17 protein-coding genes are annotated in these 20,253 nt (G+C 29.2%); 15 read left to right on the top strand and 2 right to left on the bottom strand.

The genetic code is table 11. The features are described 5' to 3' along the window. Positions 1 to 105: 105 nt before the first annotated feature. Positions 106 to 1,824 carry a hypothetical protein gene (locus X924_RS03055; RefSeq protein WP_121957482.1) on the bottom strand — a complete coding sequence of 573 codons (1,719 nt, stop codon included), beginning with the start codon at positions 1,822 to 1,824 and terminating at the stop codon, positions 106 to 108. Positions 1,825 to 2,197: 373 nt separating this feature from the next. Between X924_RS03055 and X924_RS10135 the strand changes: the two genes are divergently transcribed. The 15 genes from X924_RS10135 to X924_RS10455 all read left to right on the top strand — a co-directional run bounded on the left by X924_RS10135 (position 2,198) and on the right by X924_RS10455 (position 18,172). Further along, positions 2,198 to 2,344, top strand: coding sequence for a hypothetical protein (locus X924_RS10135; RefSeq protein WP_158245297.1), 147 nt, complete (start codon positions 2,198 to 2,200; stop codon positions 2,342 to 2,344). Positions 2,345 to 2,650: 306 nt separating this feature from the next. Continuing rightward, positions 2,651 to 2,767 (top strand): huazacin family RiPP peptide, encoded by a 117-nt coding sequence (locus tag X924_RS10130; protein WP_199172618.1) that lies wholly within the window; start codon positions 2,651 to 2,653, stop codon positions 2,765 to 2,767. Between the two features lie 131 nt (positions 2,768 to 2,898). After that, positions 2,899 to 4,578, top strand: a complete 1,680-nt coding sequence (locus X924_RS03050; protein ID WP_121957481.1) for an ABC transporter ATP-binding protein — start codon at positions 2,899 to 2,901, stop codon at positions 4,576 to 4,578. 315 nt (positions 4,579 to 4,893) lie between these two features. Then, complete coding sequence (locus X924_RS03045) at positions 4,894 to 5,790, top strand: ABC transporter ATP-binding protein (RefSeq protein WP_158245296.1); 897 nt, start codon at positions 4,894 to 4,896, stop codon at positions 5,788 to 5,790. Then, positions 5,783 to 6,460, top strand: coding sequence for a hypothetical protein (locus tag X924_RS03040; RefSeq protein ID WP_121957479.1), 678 nt, complete (start codon positions 5,783 to 5,785; stop codon positions 6,458 to 6,460). Before X924_RS03045 ends, X924_RS03040 begins: the two co-directional genes overlap by 8 nt. Continuing rightward, positions 6,457 to 7,050 carry a hypothetical protein gene (locus X924_RS03035; RefSeq protein WP_121957478.1) on the top strand — a complete coding sequence of 198 codons (594 nt, stop codon included), beginning with the start codon at positions 6,457 to 6,459 and terminating at the stop codon, positions 7,048 to 7,050. The genes X924_RS03040 and X924_RS03035 overlap by 4 nt, the downstream gene beginning before the upstream one ends. 958 nt (positions 7,051 to 8,008) lie before the next feature. Beyond that, positions 8,009 to 8,407 (top strand): ATP-binding cassette domain-containing protein, encoded by a 399-nt coding sequence (locus tag X924_RS03025; protein ID WP_121957476.1) that lies wholly within the window; start codon positions 8,009 to 8,011, stop codon positions 8,405 to 8,407. Positions 8,408 to 8,963: 556 nt separating this feature from the next. After that, complete coding sequence (locus X924_RS10125; RefSeq protein ID WP_158245295.1) at positions 8,964 to 9,113, top strand: hypothetical protein; 150 nt, start codon at positions 8,964 to 8,966, stop codon at positions 9,111 to 9,113. Between the two features lie 332 nt (positions 9,114 to 9,445). After that, the gene (locus tag X924_RS03020) at positions 9,446 to 10,111 is read left to right on the top strand and encodes a hypothetical protein (RefSeq protein ID WP_121957475.1); all 666 of its coding nucleotides are present in this window, start codon (positions 9,446 to 9,448) and stop codon (positions 10,109 to 10,111) included. A gap of 15 nt (positions 10,112 to 10,126) precedes the next feature. Further along, positions 10,127 to 11,059: an ABC transporter ATP-binding protein gene (locus tag X924_RS03015; protein WP_121957474.1), complete on the top strand. Its 933-nt coding sequence runs from the start codon at positions 10,127 to 10,129 to the stop codon at positions 11,057 to 11,059. Positions 11,060 to 11,287: 228 nt separating this feature from the next. Further along, on the top strand, positions 11,288 to 12,214 hold the full coding sequence (locus tag X924_RS03010) for a pseudouridine-5'-phosphate glycosidase (protein ID WP_121957473.1): 927 nt from the start codon (positions 11,288 to 11,290) through the stop codon (positions 12,212 to 12,214). Between the two features lie 13 nt (positions 12,215 to 12,227). Continuing rightward, positions 12,228 to 13,100 (top strand): pyridoxamine kinase, encoded by an 873-nt coding sequence (locus tag X924_RS03005; RefSeq protein WP_121957472.1) that lies wholly within the window; start codon positions 12,228 to 12,230, stop codon positions 13,098 to 13,100. 105 nt (positions 13,101 to 13,205) lie between these two features. Further along, positions 13,206 to 14,222 carry an ABC transporter ATP-binding protein gene (locus tag X924_RS03000; RefSeq protein ID WP_121957471.1) on the top strand — a complete coding sequence of 339 codons (1,017 nt, stop codon included), beginning with the start codon at positions 13,206 to 13,208 and terminating at the stop codon, positions 14,220 to 14,222. 59 nt (positions 14,223 to 14,281) lie between these two features. Beyond that, positions 14,282 to 17,743, top strand: coding sequence for a DEAD/DEAH box helicase (locus tag X924_RS02995; RefSeq protein ID WP_121957470.1), 3,462 nt, complete (start codon positions 14,282 to 14,284; stop codon positions 17,741 to 17,743). Between the two features lie 219 nt (positions 17,744 to 17,962). Then, complete coding sequence (locus X924_RS10455) at positions 17,963 to 18,172, top strand: transposase (protein WP_369826015.1); 210 nt, start codon at positions 17,963 to 17,965, stop codon at positions 18,170 to 18,172. A gap of 344 nt (positions 18,173 to 18,516) precedes the next feature. On the opposite strand, the gene X924_RS02985 is transcribed toward X924_RS10455, so the two are convergent. Then, a complete protein-coding gene (locus X924_RS02985) occupies positions 18,517 to 20,232 on the bottom strand; it encodes an ABC transporter ATP-binding protein (protein WP_233186564.1) in 1,716 nt (571 codons plus the stop codon). Positions 20,233 to 20,253 lie beyond the last annotated feature (21 nt).

The raw sequence follows: 20,253 nt of genomic DNA, 5'->3' as shown, positions 1-20,253 counted from the left end.
AAGTGTTATCTTAGCTTTTTAATTTTTTCTAAATTAATGTAAGAAATATAATTTAATTGAGTTCGTTAGTATAAGAAAGAAGATAAAGAAGATATAGTATATAAATCACTCAAACATCTTTAACGTTTCAACAAGTTCTTCTCTTTCTTTTCCTTCAAAAACATAGAACGAAATTGCTGAGGGAATCCTCTTTAACGTGTATTCCTTTACAAATTGATCGATTTCTTTTGGCACCTTTGGCGTTAATTCTTTTGGTATGTTTTTTATTTCATAATACCTTCCATAGTTCATTATGTACCTTTCTATTATATCTTTTTGTTTTGAATTAGCTTTTATATAGTTTTCAATGAACTCTTGTAAGTGTATCTTATTTAAATCTTTCATGAACCTTTTTACAAGCTCTTTCCTTGCTAAATAAAAGGGATGTTCTTTGAAGGTTATATCTTTGTTTGTGTATGTTTTTTGTTCTTGGTTGTTTGTAAGTAATGAATCAACATCTAACTTTGGAGTTTTTTCAAATATTGAGTTTATTAACTCTCTTGTGTAATAATCACATCTTTCTTTGATTAAACTTCCACTTTCTATGCCTTTAATCACTTTTTCTAATTTAACCTCTTGCTTGTAATAATGAACAAGATACGAAGTAAAAAATTCTGAGAGTTGCTTTTCTATCTTTAACCTCATAAATTTGTAAAAGTTTTCTTCAAACTTTTGGTCTATATCTTTCTTTTTTAGTTCTTTTATTATTGGAATAGCAAGGGAACTGTTTATTTCAAACTCAAGATTCTCTATTATGTTTCTCAATGTATTTGGTTGAAGGTATTTTCTTTTTCCAGATAAGAAATCATTCAAAGTTCTTTTTGAGATATTTAATTCTTTAATAGAAACTTGTTCTTTTTCTATTTCTTGTTTTATAAAATTTCTTAAAGTCTTTGTGTTTAAATAATAATTGCTATCTAAATTAAAAACAAAGTATTTTAAATGATTGATACTTTTTCTACATTTTCTATTTAAAGCATTGTATCTTTCTTTATCAACCTTTGATAAACACTTTGAGAAGATAAAAGCTGTTTCATACACCATTGGATCGTTGTTATTTTTTTGCACTTGAAAGATAGTATCAAGCGAATTGAAAACTTTGTAATTATTATCGTCAAAGTAATAGGATGCATAAAATCCTAATGGAAGTGTAGAGTTTAAAGAAATGTTTTTATCTACATCTTTTAACCACCAACTTATGTTGTTTAAAGCTCCTACCATCCCAGATGGATGAGGTACATCCTTCAATGTCTTAAATGCTTGAATGTTTAACTTAGCTGCTTCTATATAATTTCCTTCATTCTTTTTTCCTCTAGCTTGTGAAATTAATATGAATCCTTTCACAGGAGCAATTTCTTCATATTTTTTACTCCAAAATCTTGTGAGTTGTATTTCTTCATTTGTATGATCTTTGTACATTTGATAATTATTACATAAAGCTTCAACAACTATTCCTCTTATAATTTCAGAAATATGATCAAACTTTATTCTTAATTCATTGTATATTTTAAAAACTTCTTCTATATTTCTTAATTTATTTGATATTGACATCTTTTCGCAGAGAAATAAGAAATAAATGGAAGTATTCTTTACTCTATTTATATTTTCATCTATTGTTTTTAAAGCTTCTTCGTATTCCATTTCCCAAACTAATTTCAGTACTTTTATATACTCTCTAATTCCTTTTTCTAATTTAAAATCATTTTCACTGTCGATAATATAGTTCAAAAAAGGTTTTGAAAATACACCAAAATCTAAAATGTGAACAAACTCTTTTATACGCATTTTAAAAGACCCCCAATTACACAATCTTTTTGTTACCTAATAGGTACAGAAAAATAATATATAAAACGCATCGTTTGAATGTTAACAGCTTACATAAAAATAAATTTTATTTTACAAAAATTATTATATCATAATTAGCATTAATTAAAGAGAAAGAAGAATATTTACTTCAAGCATCTTTAAAGTTAATGTTCATGTTAACATTATTTTTTAAAAAATCAAAAATAACAATCCTTTGTTCATGCATATTTTAGAAGTTGGTATGGTACTTGACAGTCATATGGTAAGTGATATGATAAGAAATAGAGAGAAGGTAATTGTGCAGTTAGTATTTAAAAGGTAGGTGAATTATTAGAAGGGGAGGATAGAGAGGATGAAAAAAATATTTGTTGTTTTTATTGTTTCACTTTTACTTTTAGGTGGAATAGTTGTATTTGCTGGAGAAGATGATAAGGATACGGTTAAAACAAATATGTTGGAAACTGGAGCTATTATGAATATTATTGAAGAAAGTTGGTAAATGTGTATTTTAAACTTTATGATTACCTATTTTTAATCATTCTATTATTCTTGGAAGTACAGTTACCAGATCTTAGTTTCTGATTGAACCCTTTTGATTAGCATTTACCTTTGAAAAATAGTCTTGCTTTTGACCTAATCAAAGATATTTACTAATTGAACTAAATAGTATGTTAAATCAGAAAGCACGTTTTTTAGGTAACAACCCAAAGTTTTGCAGAAGGTACAGGGTTTTTCATTCTCAAGATGAGCATATCTTAAAAAATTAAAAAGGATAAAAAACAAAAGAATAGGTTGCGCAGCATGTGTGGTTTGCTTATTTCCATATATTATATGTGCCGTTGATGGTCCAGTACCTATTGCTGATGCTGCAGGCTCAACCGCTGGTAGTAAAACTAGTTTAGCTTCAGCTTCTTTTATTTAATAAAATTCTACTCTTATGATTAGTTAAATGAACAGTCGATTGAGTAAGTAAATAAGAGAAGGTGAGTATAATCAAAATACTCTTCTTCTCTATTACCAAAGTTAGCTTATTTAAAAGGAGGCTCAAGAAACATGAATGTGAAAAATACTCAACTTGTGAAATTTGTTTTTAATTACATAAAACCAAGAATAAAATTATTTATTATATCTTTTCTTTTTTTAATTGGTTTATCGTTAATTTCTCTTTTGCCTCCCTATGTTACCAAGTTAGCTTTTGATGAAGGAATAATGATGAAAAACTTGAGTATTCTGACAAAATACGTTCTAATACTTGTTGTAATTTATATTTTAAAAAGTATATTTAATTATTTAAGTTCGGCACTTTTCACCATAGTTAGTCAAAACACTTTATTTGAAATAAAAAAAGATTTGACAAATCACATTATGAAATTACCTTTGGAATTTTTTTCAAATAGTGAAAGTGGTTACATTGTTTCAAGATTTGGAGAAGTTGATTCTTTAAGTCCATTATTTTCTATGCAAAGTTTCAAACTGATTCTGAGTATTTTTGAATTCATAGGAGCAATGGTAATCATGTTTTTAATGAATGTTAAGTTAACTATAATATTAGTCTTAATAATACCTGTATTCTATTTAATCACAAAAACCTTTGAAACCACTTTTGGTAAACTCACAAGTCAAACAATGGAAAAAGCAGCTACATTTCATGGTAAATTTCAGCAGTCAGTAAGTGGAGTTGAAGAAATAAAGAGAATGAATTTAGAAGATAAAGAAACTGAAAAGATAAACAAAATCAATAAAGATTATGTAAAATCTTCGATAAAATACAGTATCCTATTATCGGTTGGCTCTGAAGCTATTATTCTTCTTTCTTCAATTGTAAGTGTTCTTCTTCTCTATATAGGTGGAAAAGGTGTCCTCCAAGAAAGTTTATCAATAGGAACTTATATGGCATTTGTCGGATATTTTGGAAAATTATATGCTCCAGTAATCAATTGGAATTTAAGTATGTTTACTTTCAAACCAGCTTTTGTAGCTCTTGATAGAATCAAGGATTTCTTCTTAAAGTATCCACAAGAGAGTGAAACATCCGACAAAATAAAAATAAACGAAATAAATAATATAGAAATGAAAAATGTGACATTTAGATATCCTGATGGGAAAGAGAATGTATTAAATAATTTTAATTTAAAAACAAAAAGAGGGGATAAATTACTTTTGAAAGGACCCAATGGTAGTGGAAAGTCTACAATCATAAGGTTGATATTAGGTTTATATGGCAATTATGATGGTGAAATTTTAATAAATTCTATAGAGTTGAAAAACCTTTCAAAAAGATCTTTAAGAAGTAGAATATCAATAGTTTCACAGAAAATATTCTTATTCAACGATACCATAGAAAACAATATAAAAATAGTAGGAGACGTAAGTGAGGAAAAATACGAGACAGCACTAAAAAAATCCGGGTTAAAGCAGTTTATAGATAACCTTCCTTTAAAGGATAAGACCTTAGTAGGGGAAAATGGGGTAAAGCTTTCTGGAGGAGAAATACAAAAAGTAGCAATAGCGCGTGCACTTATAAAATCAGATTCCTCTGATTTATTTATTTTTGATGAAGCAGCTGCACATTTAGATAAAGAAACAAGAGAGTTAATTAAAACGTTTATAGGGACAGAATTATGTGAAAAAATATGCATAATAATAGACCACTCCGACTATTTTAATGACATATGCAATAGAACAATAAATTTGATGTTAAAGCAAAACAGTTGGAGTGAACAAAATGTCTAATTTTCTAAGATATCAGATTAATGAAGAAAACTTATATATATATGATAATGATTCGGGTTTAATTTTTAATATTAACAATCTTGTTAAATGTAATATGAGAATACATTAAAAATAAAAAGGTAAGTTATGACGGACTTTACTTTAGCAAAGAACAGTAAGAATTAATTGGAACCATGTTAGAAGAGATTAGGAACGTTTATAAAGAAGATTTTCTAAAAATAAGCATTTGAATTTAAAATGGTTAAACTACCCCGTCTGCTGCCACACCCTAGCTGTGACAAAGAGCATCGCATCCACATAAAGGTAGGTGGTTCGATGATTTTTCTCAATAACGTTGAAAAAAAGTTTGGAAAAACAAAAGTTTTAGATAACATTTCATTCGACATGCAAGAAGGAGATGTTATTGCTTATGTAGGACCAAACGGAGCTGGAAAAACGACAACTATAAAACTTATACTCGGACTTCTGAAACCCTCTGCTGGTGAAGTAAAAGTTTTCTGTGAAAATCCTTATTCAAGTTTGAACGCTCGAAAGAAGATCGATTTTGTATTGGATCATCCGGGGGTAGATGACGATCTAACAGCTTATGAAAATCTTAAATTTTATTCAATGGTATATCATGCAAAAATTAGTAATATAGATAACATTCTTAAAAAAGTTGAGCTTTACGACGTTAGAAATAAACTTGTTAAAACATTTTCAAGGGGTATGAAGCAAAGATTAACTATTGCGCGTTTATTCTTAAGAGAACCAAAAGCTATAATAATGGATGAACCAACAAGTGGGTTAGATGTAGATGGAAAACTTCTGGTAAGGGATCTTATCAAAGAGCTTACTTTAACTAAAATCCCGATGTTGATAAGTTCTCATGACCTATACGAGCTTCAGCAAATATGTAATAAGGTTATTTTTATTTTCAATGGAAAGATCGTGAAAATGGATTCAATAGAAAATATTTTAAAAAACGAGAGTGAAGATTACCAGATAATTATAAACGATGAAGCACCAAATTCATTATTAAGATCCTTAGAGATGTATGGTTTTACTTCTTATGACTCTAAAGAAAAAAGGATTTTCATAAGACTTATGACAGGGAAGATATCTGATGTTATAAATGTTATTTCTAAGGAAAATATAGAAATAAAGAGTATAGACAAAGTGCAGACAACTCTTGAAGATGTTTATAGAAAGGAGAAAAAAAGAGATGCTTAAAGCTATATTTTGGCGTGAATTTAAACGTAATATTAGAAAATTTAAGCAGACTCCTAATTTAAATAAGATCTTTTGTGCTATGTATATAGTTATTTTTTCACTCTTCTCTATATTATTGAGCTTATTAGATGATTCAAACCCGTGGAATGGATTATTCTTTTTTCTGATCAGTTCTACTCTATTTGTAGCAAGTTCAGCCACTAATTTCAAAGAAGATTGGAAAAGAGAAATGTTTGATTACATTTTAGCTATGCCAATAAGTCCTAATGGTTATGTATTATCAGTTAGTCTTTTCGGAGCTTTAATGTCAACTTTTTTTGTTATTCCAAGTTCATTAATACTTGCTTTAATCATGTTGTTGATTTTTAAAAGTTCATTTACTGTTACTGTTTTTTTCTACATTTTATTAATACCATGTGTGCTAGGTTTCCTCATCGCTTTGAGTAATTCTACTTACCTACTTTTCTCATTAAAAGTTCAATGGGTCTATGGAATTATCTATTTGATATTCTTTTTTATGTCTATTATCATACTTCCTTTTTTACAGCTTATCAGACAAATAAATATTTCGTGGATTCATTTTACTTCGGTTTCCATTTTAATTTTTTTTATGATAGACATCCTAATTGGAGTATTTTTGGATAAAGAAAAGGCGGTGATTAAACAATGAAATATATTTTTTGGTTAGAGATTAAATCATTAAATAAACCACTTTGGTTTGTTGTTATATCAATTTCTATCATTATATATATTTTACTTGTCATCTCAAAATATATCGGTTTGTCTTTTTTAAATTATCTTCCCATACTTTTAATTGTAACAGTACCCTTGTTTGTTCAATCAGATAAATTTAGAAGAATAGACAAGTCAAAAGAGTTAATAGACTATTTTTTAGTTATTTCAAGTGCAAGGACAATTTTGTTGATTAGAGGATTAACGGGTGGATTAATTGGAACGATTATTCTTCTTCTTTCACTACCAGCGATAATCATAATAGGGGGATGGAGTTATATTTTATGTGCTATTGCTGCTATCGTATGGACAATTGCCTGTATTTTAGTTGAAGGTTATTGTATTTGGTATAGATATAATAAACTTTCTTCTATCTTCACTATTGCTATCATGTTTGGAGTAATAATTGCAATAAACTTTCCTAAATTTGATTTATTAGTTTTCACTGTTTTATTTATTAGTTTTGTAATTTCAGGAATATTAGCCTTATTTTATGCAGAAAAAGATAAGGAGAAGATTTTGAGTTAAAACAAGTGAAAAAAGATATGATAATAAGTAAATAGGAATTAATATTTTGAATCATTAAGGCATTAAAAGATAATTCTACGAAACAGGGGGGGAAATGATAGGGGCTAAAGAAAGTATAAGAAAAAACGTTTTTACCATAGAAAGAATATTAAAGGGAGAATTACGTTATTTCTTTGCTATTGTTACATTAAAAGTATTCCAATCAATAGTCTACCTATTAAGTGTTTATTATCTAATACTATTGAAAGAAGATTTGCGGAAAGGAAATGCGCATCAAATTATTTTTAGTTTAGCCATGTTTTTTTGTTTTTAGACTTATTATGCTGATTGCTGGCTGTATAACTAAACGATGGAACAAAAAATATTATTGTAATATTGCACACATATTGAGAAGCCTTTTTTATGAAAGGATTAGTGAAATATCTCCATCAAATCTTAATTCATTTATTCATGGAGACTTAGTGACTCTTTTACATCGGATTTAAACGATTCCTTCAATTTAGTGGGTATAAAAAAGTAGAAATAGTATCTAGTATCTTATCCTTAATATTTGTACTCGGCTATGTGGTTAATTTTGATATCCGCCTTATACTGATAGCTTTTTACTAACTCTTTTGCTTTCAGAAGTTATATAACGTTTTGGGAAAAAACTAGAAATTGAGACTAAAAAACTTCAACAGCATGTCTCAAAACTAAATAAATCAACAGAGGATGTATTTGATCATATTTTTGAAATTAAATCTTATGAAGCTGAAAATTTTATTTGGGGGAAATAGACCTCTTTTAGAACATTTATCCTTTCGAGCAAAATCTGGTAAAATGACATATATATAGGGAAGAAGTGGGGTAGGAAAAATAACTTTATTCAAGACTTTCTTTGGTTTACTTTCGGCAAATTATGGAAGCATATATTTAGAAATACCAAAAGAATCAGAGAATACCTTTGAATTAAAAATGGATTACCTATATTTCTCAAAATCCATATGTTTTTAATGGTATCATAGGCGGGAATATTGCATTTGAAGCAAATGCTGATAAACAAAAACTTATTGAAGCAAGCAAAAAGGCTGGAATTTATGATTATGTGGCCAGTCTTCCAGAAGGATTCGACACAGTTATGCACGATAATGGAAAGGAAATGTCTCAAGGGCAACGTTCTCGAAGATGTTTAGCAATAGCTTTTTATAGACAGAAACCTATACTTTTATTGGACGAAATCTTTGCATCACTAGATGACTTAACCATTAATCAAATTTTAGTTTCTTTAGAGTTTATCTTAGGTTCAGAAACCTTTGGCATTATGATTACTCATCGCACAGAACACATTCCAAAAGATGCAAAGATAATTTTGCTTTAAATATTGGGTGGGGACAAGAATAATCAGTTCAGGCTGTGTAAAAGTCAATACCAAAATGAACAAAAAATAGAAAATAATAATGTACAAATTAAAAAAAATCCTTTGGTTCTGGACAAATCGCTATTTTATCAGATTCTTACTTGGTAAGTAATGCTGTTTTAGGAGATCCAGGTTCTCCTCCAACTCAAACTCAATATGGATTATATCAAGAGATTTTCGACTTTTTGGATATTCTTATGGCAAAGAGGTGAATTTCTATATCAAAAAAATTATTTCTTTAATTAAAACAGATTTTCTAAACTCAAAATTTTTATTTTTATGGTTACGGTGCGGAGTAATTTTTTAAGCATCATTATCTTTTGCTATCCCTTCTTATAGTATCTCCCAAGAAAAAAGATTCCAGGTTTCTGAGATGATTTTAACAACAAAGTTGAAGCCAAAAGAGTACGTATTTGCTAAATGGTTTTAAGGTATAATCTCTGGAATAATTACTGGTTACAGTTATTTAGTCATTTTTATTTCATTAACTACTTCCTTGTACGCACAATATGGAAGTTTGGATATTTGGGTTAATGTAATTTTAGTAGCTATAGCATTTTCAGCATTTAGTGTAGTATTAGGAATAATGTTTGCAAAGAATGGAATCTTATTAAAGATTCTTTTAGTTTTATTGATAGCAGTTATACCGTGTTCTAATTCTTACTGATTCTTAATTTCTTTAGTTTTTCGCTATGTGTAGCCAAAGAAGGGGGGAGGACTCCGCCCTGGGCCCATTTTAAATTCAAAAGATTATTTTCTGAAAACTCTCATTTCTAAAGTTCCCACTTCTTTTCTAGTCATTCTAATTTTAATTCTTGCTTTTTATATAATAAGTAATTTAGAATATCTAAGAAGTATAGAAATTCTCCAACATTTAAACCTTGATTTGATATTAAAATTTTCCCTTATCATTTTAACTATTTACGCACTTCTATGGTTGTTTTTATCAATAAAAAATATTGGGAATTAAAGATTTTATTAGATAAAGGAGATGATTTTATGCTAAAGAAAGTTATGGCAATTGCAAAAACAGATTTGTTATGCTCAAAAATATTGGTTTTAATGTACTTTTTTATGTTTGGTTTAGGTTTTGGTTTTTTATATGGACTTATCACTCGTTTTACTCAACTTTCGGAGTTCTATTATAATATATATTTACAACAAATGGCTTTTTTAGGCGGAGGGGTAACAGCTTTAACTTTGCCTTTTGGTTTTCTTTTAATAGATAAACAAATTAGAGCAGCTGAAATGGTATTAACATCAGGGATCAAACCATTTGAATATATCTTTTCTAAATGGATTAATGGTGTGTTTTTTGGAATTGTTATCGGTTATACCTATTTGATTGTGTTTACATTGTTAACCTTACCTTTGTATGTGCAATACGATAATATTTCTGTGTGGTTATATGTATTGTTAATTACTATAATTTTTGCGTCGTTGGGAGTTACCTTAGGTGTAATTTTTACAAAAGTGGATCTGTTAAGAAAGATACTTTTAATTATATTTCTTATAGTTCTCCCAATTTTGTTATTTAGTTTGTCGTTTCTTATAAAAAACACTGGCATATTTTTTAAATTTTTAATTCCAATTTTGTTAGTTTATTCGCTATTATGTCTCTTTTTATCTGTAAGAAACATAGAAATTAAAGATTTCGTAGTGTAGAGGAGGTTATTAAAGGTGAATAAGCATATTGATGCATCTAATATTGATTTTACTTATGATAATAAACAACTTGTGTTGCATAATGTTTCTTTAAGCACATACCAAGGTGAAAGTGTTGGTTTAGTAGGGCCAAACGGAGCCGGTAAGACAACCCTTGTTAGAGTACTGTTAGGAATTCTTTATCCTACAAAGGGGAATATTCAAATTTTTGAATACAATCCTTTAGATAAGAAGGAAAGAGAAAAGATCTACGGACAGATGGGTTACTTACCTGAAGGTGCTCAGGTATACCCACAATTAACTTTGGAACAATATATTGAACTATTTAAAACACTTCATGAGGTTGAAGATAATTCAATCGTTGAAGAACTTTTAGAGATGTTTGATTTGCAAGATGTATTTAAAAAGAAATTAGGTATCTTTTCAAAAGGTATGAAACAAAAAGCAAAACTTTTGACTATACTTATACATTCTCCAAGGCTACTAATAATGGATGAACCAACGGACGGATTAGACATAGCTTCAAAGGAAGAAACAATAGAATATATGAGGAAGCTAAAAAAGGAAGGAACATCAATGTTAATAGCTACTCATGATCCTTACGTTGTCGAAAGTCTTTGTGATAGGATAATCATGATAAATAAAGGTGAAATTGTTTTTGAAGGAACAACAAAACAATTACAAGATATCACACAAAATGAACCTTGTTATGTAATCGAATTGATGAAAGAGATAGAAAAAGAAAAATTAGAAGAAATTTTGAACAATTTACCTAACTCCCAGAAGTTCTCAATTGAAGGGGCAACAATAAAAATATGGACTGATGATGAAAATTTGATTAAAGATGTCTACAAAAAATTTGTAGATAAAGGATTAATTGTAAAAAACTTTGAAAGAGTTTTACCGACTTTTTCTCAAGCTTATAAAAACTTTTTGGAAAAATTATAATAAGAGAGTTTGATTTAAGATTAAATATTATAGAAAAGGTAACAGATCTCTTTATCTCCTTCACTTTTTCCAAATAACCCTTCTTTTATTTACGTGTTATAATTTAATAAAATAATAATTAAGAATTTTAGAAATAGATTTTTTAAAAAGTAAGCTTTTAGATTTATGCGGGTTTTATGTATAGATCTTTTTAAAATTAATAAAAATAATAATTTTGAGGTGATTTAATTGCAATTCTATAAATATCTTGAAGTTAAAGATGAAGTATTCCAAGCATTAGAACAAAAAAAGCCAATTGTAGCTTTAGAATCAACGATAATTTCGCATGGTATGCCGTATCCTGAAAATATAACCGTAGCAAAAAATGTTGAAAATATAATAAGAAGCAAAGGAGCTACACCAGCAACAATCGCAATAATAAATGGAAAAATAAAAGTTGGGTTAACTGAAGAAGAATTAGAGTTTATGGGTAGTTCTAAAGATGTTTTAAAAGCAAGCAGGATGGATTTACCTGTTATAATCGCTAAACGATTAAACGCTGCGACAACTGTAGCTGCTACAATGATAATTTCTAATTTAGCAGATATAAGAGTTTTTGTAACAGGAGGAATAGGTGGGGTACATAGGAAAGCCCAACAAACCTTTGATATTTCAGCAGACCTGCAAGAGCTTGCAAAAACTAACATTGCTGTAGTTTGTGCTGGTCCTAAAGCAATTTTAGATTTAGAACTTACAAAAGAATACCTTGAAACATTTGGTGTTCCTTTGATTGGTTATCAAACCGACGAGATACCGTCTTTTTATTCAAGACGAAGTGGTATAAAAGTCCCATATAGAATAGATTCGGCTAAAGAAGCTGGCCTAATAATGAAAGCGAAATGGGATTTAGGATTACAAGGTGGAATATTGATAGCAAATCCTATTCCAGAGAAATATTCGATGGATAAAGAAACAATCAATAAAATAGTAGATCAAGCAATAAATGAAGCTGAAGATAAAGGTATAAAAGGTAAAGAATTAACACCTTTTTTACTTTCTAAAATAAAAGAATTGACAAAAGGAGAAAGTTTAGAAGCAAACATTGAGTTAATTTTAAATAATGCAATTGTTGGAGCAGAAATAGCTATAGAATATAATAAATTGGGAAAACAATGAGGAGGAAAATCCCTTGAACGAGAAGCCAATAAAAAGGGTAGCAGCTATTCATGATTTGTCAGGATTTGGTAAAGCTTCTTTAAATGTAGCGATTCCTGTTTTATCAGTTATGAAGATACAAGTATGTGCTGTTCCTACCGCTATTTTGTCTACGCATACGGGCGGATTTGAAGGGTACACTTTCTTAGATTTAACAAACTATTTGAAAGAATATATAGATCATTGGAAAAAATTAGATTTAAGTTTTGATGCAATCTATAGTGGTTTTTTAGGTTCTGAAAAGCAAATAGATATTACTATAGATTTTATCGAATATTTTTCAAAAAATGGTAATACATTAGTTGTTGTAGATCCGGTTATGGGTGATGATGGAGTGCTTTATCCAACAATTACAAACGAATTAGTTCAAGAGATGAAAAAATTAGTTTCTAAATCAAATCTAATAACCCCCAATTTTACGGAAGCATCTTTTCTATTAGGAGAAAAATTTGATGAAAATGTTAGTGAGAAAGTATTAAAAAATTGGTTAATAAGATTATCTGATATGGGTCCACAAATAGTTATTATAACAAGTATTCCTCAAAAGAATAAATCAAGAACGGGAGTAATTGCGTACGATAAAAGCGATGGAAGATTTTGGAAGGTAACAAACGATTATATTCATGCCTTGTATCCAGGTACGGGAGATGCTTTTACAAGTGTAATCGTGGGAAGTATTTTAAACGGTGACAGTTTACCTATCGCTATAGATAGGGCCACACAATTTGTTACTATGTGTTTGAGAGCAAGTCACGGTTACAAATATCCAAAAAGAGAAGGCATTTTACTTGAAAAAGTTTTAGATACATTGAATATGTCCCCGCAACTGCAATGTAAAGAAATATAGATAATTACTCGTTTAATTTAAAAATTTTATGATTAGGGTGTATAATTTTAATGTAAATGAGTTCACTTTCTTTTCTTTAATTTTTAATGAAGGGAGGTGAAAAAGATGGTAGCAGTTTCAATTAAAGACTCTTTAAAAGTCGAAAATCTCAACGCACACATAGGAAACTTTCGTCTTAAAAACATCTCTTTTGAAATTAGTGGGGGAGAAGTTTTATCAATTTTAGGTTCTTCTGGTTCTGGAAAAACTGTTCTTTTAAGAACACTTGCTGGCTTGAATAAAATCGATTCAGGTTATATAATTTTAGGAGATGAAAGGATAGAAGATTATCCTTCCAAAGATAGAAAAGTAGGATTTGTTTTTCAAAGTTATGCAATTTTTCCTCATTTAGATACTCGAATGAATCTTGGTTTCCCGTTGTATATAAGTGGAAAGAAAAAGAAAGAAGTGTACGAGGTGGCATCAAAAGCAGCGCAAGAGCTTGATGGTTTACCAAATTATTTAGAAGTGAAACCAAAAGAGTTGCCAGAAGGAATGAAACAATTAATAGCCATAGGAAGAGAAAAATTACATGAATGTAAGTTATTACTTCTTGATGAACCTTTAAGCCAATTAGATAGAAAGCTTCACGTACAGATGAGAACACTTCTAAAAAAATTTATTATTGAGTTAGGAAAAACAACGATAATCGTTTTTAGCGATCCAGAGGATGCTTTAGCTATAAGTAACTATATAGCAATTTTAGATGACGGAGAAATTTTACAGTTTGGAAAAACGTTTGAAGTATATAACAACCCAAATAGTTTAAAAGTTATGGGGCTTACTTCAAGATTAGGATTGAATACAATAGACGTTGAAATCAAACAAGGCAACGTATTTGATATATTAAAATTTAACGATAAAAACGGGAAGTATAAACTTTGCTTTAGGCCAGAAGAAGTAAAAGTTGTAGAAAATGGTTTTGAGGCAATTACTGTAGAAACATATATTTATGATTCTTCGCACAAAATAGTTGAGTGTGAATTTAAAGGAGAGCGGATTAGACTTTTAGTTGGAAAAAATACACCACAAAAGTTTTGTTTTATTCCTTCTAATCCAAAAATTTTTGAGGCTGACCAATAGGGAGCGTTTTGCTCCCTATTTTATTAAAAAGATTTTATTGTTAAAATGAGGAGAGAAGCATGGCCGGTAAGTATGTATTTGGTAAAACATGGTGGGGGAAAAAATGGGTAGAAGCCCTTGAAAAGATTGATAGAGATACTAACAGATTACCTCGAGGAAGAAGTTATGCGAAAAAAGGAGCTGTTCTCGATATAAAAATTCAGAAAAATTCTAAAATTGTCGCAAGAGTTCAAGGTACCAGACCAGTTCCATACAAAGAAGTTATTTCTTTGACACCGTTTAGTGAAGAAGAAAAAGAAAAAATTAAAAAAGTACTTCATGATAGAATAGATCTTTCGGCCATATTACTTACAGGAACTCTTCCACAAGAACTTTTTGATATAACCAAAGAAATGGGAATAAAATTGTTTCCAGAAAAATGGAAAGATATAGGGGCTTACTGTTCGTGCCCTGATTGGGCTAATCCCTGTAAGCATCTGGCCGCAGTATTTTATATTATCACTGATGAAATAGATAAAGATCCTTTTTTGATTTTTGAAATGCATGGAATGAAAAAGGATGAGTTAATAGAAATAGCTAAAGAAACAGAAAAATCTTATGATCACATATTTACTGACGATTATCATAAAGAAAGTTCCGAAAAAATAGAAAAGCCAGAACTTATTGATGAGATTTACGATATTCAAAAAGTGATAAATTTACTTCCAGAGGAAGCTTATTTCTACGACGGAAAATCTTTTAAAGCACTTCTTTTGGAAATGTACGAAAAGTTACGTGAAGCTGTTTATAAAAACAATAAGATCAATGAAGAACTAAAGCCTTATTTCAAAGAAACACAGATAGAAGTCATATATTCTCTTTTGAACCCAAACATATTATTAAAAGGAGAACCGTTAAAAGAAATTAATTATCAAAAACAAAAGGAATATTACCTTGTTTCGTCAGAAGATTTTTTTGATTTATTCGACTCTATGTCTCTTACTGAAACAAATGGAGATAATGAAAAATCTTTATTTTTAAAAAATTTATTTTCATTTGTGTATAAGCTAATAGATATGAAAGCTTTTATTCCTATGCCTGAAAAATTAAACGATGAAGATTTTGTCATAGGTTATTTTCCGATTGAATTTAATGAGTCTATTACTGATAATCTTAATTATTTAAAATCAATTGTTCCAGAAGGTATAGTAAAAAATGAAATTGGTCAATACTTGAAAAAAGAAAAGGTTGTGGAATATCTTATATCCCAATATCTCAGATACTTAATAAATAAGTATTACGAACCTAAAGAAAAAAATAAGATAACGGAAGTATTTTTTAAATCTAAAGTATATAAAGCACTAAAGTTCGAGGAAAAACGCACTTTTACAAGTATCAAAAATTATTTAGAACCGTTACTATTAAAACAAAGTAAATACCAATTGGTGATTAGTATAGAAGAATTGGGACAAATGTTATTCAACCTCTCACTTGATATTTACAGAAAAGACAGTCCTTTCGACACTTTAAAAGACATAAAAAGCTTTTTTGAAAGTCAAGAAGATGGAAAATCAGAAGTACTTAAACAAATAGCTACAATATCCAAATATGCGGAGTTTTTCGGTGAGTTTTTGAAAAAGAAGAGCCCTCAAATAAGCGTCACACCCGAACAATTATCAGAAATCATGATAAATGCAATGCCAATTTTAAAACTTTTAGATGTTGAAATATTGGCCCCTAAAGCTCTTCAAAAATTATTGAGACCAAAATTAGCGTTGAAAGCCAAATCTAAAGATTCTCAATTGACATATTTGTCTCTTTCTCAACTCATAAAATTTGATTACACGGTTCTGATTGGAGAATCAGAGATTTCTTTTGAAGAATTTATGAAATTGGTGCAAAAAACAAAGGGAATAGTTAAAATAAAAGAAAATTATGTATTTTTAGATCCACAAGAATTTGAAGTCATGATGCAAAAAGTTAAAAAAATAAAAATAGATTCTGATTTTGATACTTTGAAAGTAATACTTACTCAAGAAATAAACGGGATACCGATTATTTTAGATAACAACATTCAAAAGTTCTTAGAAGAGTTGAGAAAAATTAGTCCTGTTAGATTACCAACTACTCTTAACGCAGAATTGAGGAATTATCAAAAAGAAGGATTTAGATGGTTATATACAAACTTAAAAAAAGGTTTCAATGTGTGTATAGCTGACGATATGGGTTTAGGTAAAACAGTGCAGGTAATATCGGTAATCTTGAAAATGAAAGAAGAAAAGGCGTTAGGGGAGCCAGTGTTAGTAATTTGTCCAACCACGCTTGTTGGAAATTGGTACAAAGAATGTGAAAAGTTTGCCCCAACTTTAAAAGTTAGTATATATCATGGAAATTATAGAACATTAGAAGACACTTGTGACGTTATTATAACTACTTATAGTGTTGTTAGAAACGATATAGATTACTTAAAAACTAAAGAATTTTCAATTTTAGTAATAGATGAAGCACAAAATATAAAAAACTCTGATACAAAGCAATCACGAGCGACAAAATCATTAAAAGCTCAAAAACGTATTGCTGTGACAGGTACTCCTATAGAGAACAGGCTCAGTGAGTTATGGAGTTTATACGATTTTTTAATGCCCGGTTATTTAGGAAAAAAGAAATATTTCCTTGAGATTTTTGCAAAGCCTATCGAACGATATAATGATGCAAAAGTCGCTAATAAATTACAAAAATTGATCAGCCCATTTATGATAAGAAGATTAAAGACGGATAAAAAGATTATCCAAGATTTGCCAGAAAAATTTACTTACAACGAATATGTATATTTGAAGCCTGAACAAGCAGCCTTGTATAAAGAAATAGTAGAAAAAGCGGAAGAAGAGTTAGAAAATTTACAAGAATATAAAGGCATTCAAAGAAAAGGACTTATTTTAAAGATCCTAACTTCTTTAAAACAAATTTGTAATCATCCAGTTAATTATACAAAAAAAGGGAAAATTTCTGCCTATGAATCTGGAAAATCAGAAAGATTGTTAGATTTATTGCAAAGTATTTTAAATAATGATGAAAAAGCAATTATATTCACACAATACAAAGAAATGGGTGATATTTTAAAACAAATTATTTTCGAAGAAATGGATATAGAACCTCTGTTTTTTCATGGAGAACTTAACAGAAAAATGAGGGATCAACTAATTGAAGATTTCCAAACAAAACATAAGTATCCTATCATGATTTTGTCATTAAAAGTTGGTGGAACAGGGTTAAACCTAACTGCAGCTAACCACGTTATACACTATGATTTGTGGTGGAACCCCGCTGTAGAAAACCAAGCGACTGATAGAGCTTTTAGAATAGGTCAAACAAAAGATGTTTTAGTTCATAGGTTTATTACTCTCAATACCTTTGAAGAAAAGATAAATGAAATGCTTGAAAAAAAGAAAGAATTATTAGATAATATAGTATTAGCAGGAGAAAATTGGATAACAAAATTATCCAATGAAGAAATAAAAGAACTTTTTAAAATGGGGAAATAAAATAAGACTTAATTATCAAAATTATTATCTCGTTTTTTACATCCATTTCATAATCACCCCATATAGAGATTGGAGAGCATTAGATTACCACTGTAACCACTTTCTGTTGATGAAATAGCAAGGAAAAAGTATCATGTTTATTTTACCATTTTTTTGGATATAGAAAGAGAAAAGGCTGTATATAATAACTGACGGAAAAGATGCGAACACTTTTTTACAATATTCAAAGAAAGATGCATCCTGAAAAAAGGTGATCCAAAAGATATAAAATTCATATGTATGGATATGTCGGCACCATTTCAAGCTGAAACAAAGAAAGAGTTTCCAAAAGCAAAGATAATATTTGATAAATTTCACGAGATAAAAGTATTGAGTCAGCAATTAATTCGTACATTTGGTTTCAGAGATTCCGTTTCATTTTATTGTTAATTTTGCGTGCCTTGTTAAAGATCAATAATTGCAATAAATAAGAGAGAACATAAATAGCTATGTAAGTCAAACCGTTAGAAAATATTTTAATTAGACCTTCTCTATTAACAACAAAATCAATGGTACCTTACATAAAGATCATTAGAATCATTGATAAAAATCCCTCAATTAAATAGACTGTAAAAAGTAATGAAAGTTTGGTTTTTTAAAATATTCTCTAACAAATTCATTCAATAAATCTTTCCTTAATAACCTGGATATTTGTAATTTGCCTAAGAACTTTTTATATTCAATGTTAGTAAAAGAAAGTTTGAAATGAAAAGCAATAGATATAAATTCCCTTTTTACACCACCAACTGACTTTCAATGATTTCTTTGTAAACAGGAGAACTTTCTACTAATTCTTTGTGGGTTCCTTCTCCTATTATCTCTCCATCTTTTAATACTACTACCTTATCTGCCTTTCTTATTGTTGATAACCTGTGAGATATTATTATTAACGTCATATCGTATTCTTTTAATTCTTCAAATATCTCTTCTTCTGTTTGTGAGTCTACTCCCGATGTCGCTTCATCTAATATCAATACCTTTGGTTTCCTTATCAAAGCTCTTGCTATAGCTACCCTCTGTCTTTGTCCATCTGATAACTTACTTCCTCTTTCTCCTACTACTGTATCGTATCCTTTATCTAAAAGGTCTATGAATTTATCTACCTTTGCTTTTTTGACAGCTTTGTTGAACTCTTGATCACTGAATTCATCACCGAGCATTATGTTTTCTTTTACACTCATGTTGAATAATGGATCATTTCCTCTTACCAGTTTTATATGTTCTCTTATTTCTTGTAAGTTATAGTCTTTTAAGTTTTTATTGTCTAACAATATCTCACCACTTGTTGGATCGTACAATCTAACAAGAAAATTCATCATGGTACTTTTACCTGAACCACTTGTTCCAACTATAGCTATCTTTTCATTTTTGTCTATGAATAGGTTTATATCTTTTAAAACTAACTCATCTTTGTATGTGAAAGAAACATTATTGTATTTTATGTCATAATTTTTAGGAAAAGAATAAATTCCATCACTTTCTTCTTCTGGAAGATCAAGTATTTCAAAGAACCTTTGTGAGAGTGTGTCTGCTCGTTGTAAAGTTGCTAATTGACCACTAATCAAATTTAACGGTCCATATAACCCCTGTGAAACACCCAAAAAAGCTATTAGGGTCCCCAACGTAAGTATGTCTTTCATTACCATGTATCCACCAAAACCTAAGATAATCGGAGTCATGATAGCAGAAATAAATATCAATCCTCTATTTAAACTTACTTCATTCCAAACATATTGTTTTTTATTTTCGCTCCATTCCTCTATTTCTCCTTTTAGCTTTTGTTGAAAGAATTCTTTTTTTTTGTAAAGCTTGATTGTATTTAAATTTTCTATCTTTTCTCTCAAACTTTCCATGACTTTACTGTAACCTTTTCTTTCTTCTTTTGAGGTTTCCATTAATTTAGTTTTGAAATGTTTCAATATCCAAAAATATATTGGAATTGTAGCATAGGTTAGCAGTGCGAGCGGCCAACTAAAGATGAATAAAATTAGAGAAACACGACCAAATTGAATAATATTTATAATAATAGAAGGTTTTGTCATTAGTAAGAAGTTAGAGATATATTCTAAATCAGAAGTTAAACGAGCTAATATATCTCCAATCTTAAAATTTAAAAAAATGGGAGGCGCCTTTTGAAGCTTTTCATATAAAATAAGTTGTTCGTTCTTTATTGCATCTGCTCCGTAACTCATAATATAATAATTTCCAAAAAAATTGAGAGTAATATGCCCGATTACAAGTAACAAGTATATCACTATTAAAGGTAATAAAAGCGAAAAATTACTTTGCATCATTACATCGTCAATTAGGTATCTTAAAACAAAAGGTTGGATAAGAAGAAGTATCTCTACGGATAAGAAAAAAGCAAATATATTGAAAACCTTTTTCTGATATTTTTTCGAATATTTAAATAACCTTTTTGTATTGGAAGAAAGAAAATTACTTATCACTTAGAATCACTCCATTTGAGA

It is taken from the genome of Petrotoga sp. 9PWA.NaAc.5.4 (genome assembly GCF_002895485.1).
Classification (GTDB): domain Bacteria; phylum Thermotogota; class Thermotogae; order Petrotogales; family Petrotogaceae; genus AZRK01.
Note: the sequence above shows the minus strand (reverse complement) of the source record. Positions and strands in the feature narration are given on the sequence as shown.

Coding starts and splice junctions, on each gene's coding strand:
- X924_RS03055 (WP_121957482.1), bottom strand. CDS start 1,824: ATGCGTATAAAAGAGTTTGTTCACATTTTAGATTTTGGTGTATTTTCA.
- X924_RS10135 (WP_158245297.1), top strand. CDS start 2,198: ATGAAAAAAATATTTGTTGTTTTTATTGTTTCACTTTTACTTTTAGGT.
- X924_RS03050 (WP_121957481.1), top strand. CDS start 2,899: ATGAATGTGAAAAATACTCAACTTGTGAAATTTGTTTTTAATTACATA.
- X924_RS03045 (WP_158245296.1), top strand. CDS start 4,894: ATGATTTTTCTCAATAACGTTGAAAAAAAGTTTGGAAAAACAAAAGTT.
- X924_RS03040 (WP_121957479.1), top strand. CDS start 5,783: ATGCTTAAAGCTATATTTTGGCGTGAATTTAAACGTAATATTAGAAAA.
- X924_RS03035 (WP_121957478.1), top strand. CDS start 6,457: ATGAAATATATTTTTTGGTTAGAGATTAAATCATTAAATAAACCACTT.
- X924_RS03020 (WP_121957475.1), top strand. CDS start 9,446: ATGCTAAAGAAAGTTATGGCAATTGCAAAAACAGATTTGTTATGCTCA.
- X924_RS03000 (WP_121957471.1), top strand. CDS start 13,206: ATGGTAGCAGTTTCAATTAAAGACTCTTTAAAAGTCGAAAATCTCAAC.
- X924_RS02995 (WP_121957470.1), top strand. CDS start 14,282: ATGGCCGGTAAGTATGTATTTGGTAAAACATGGTGGGGGAAAAAATGG.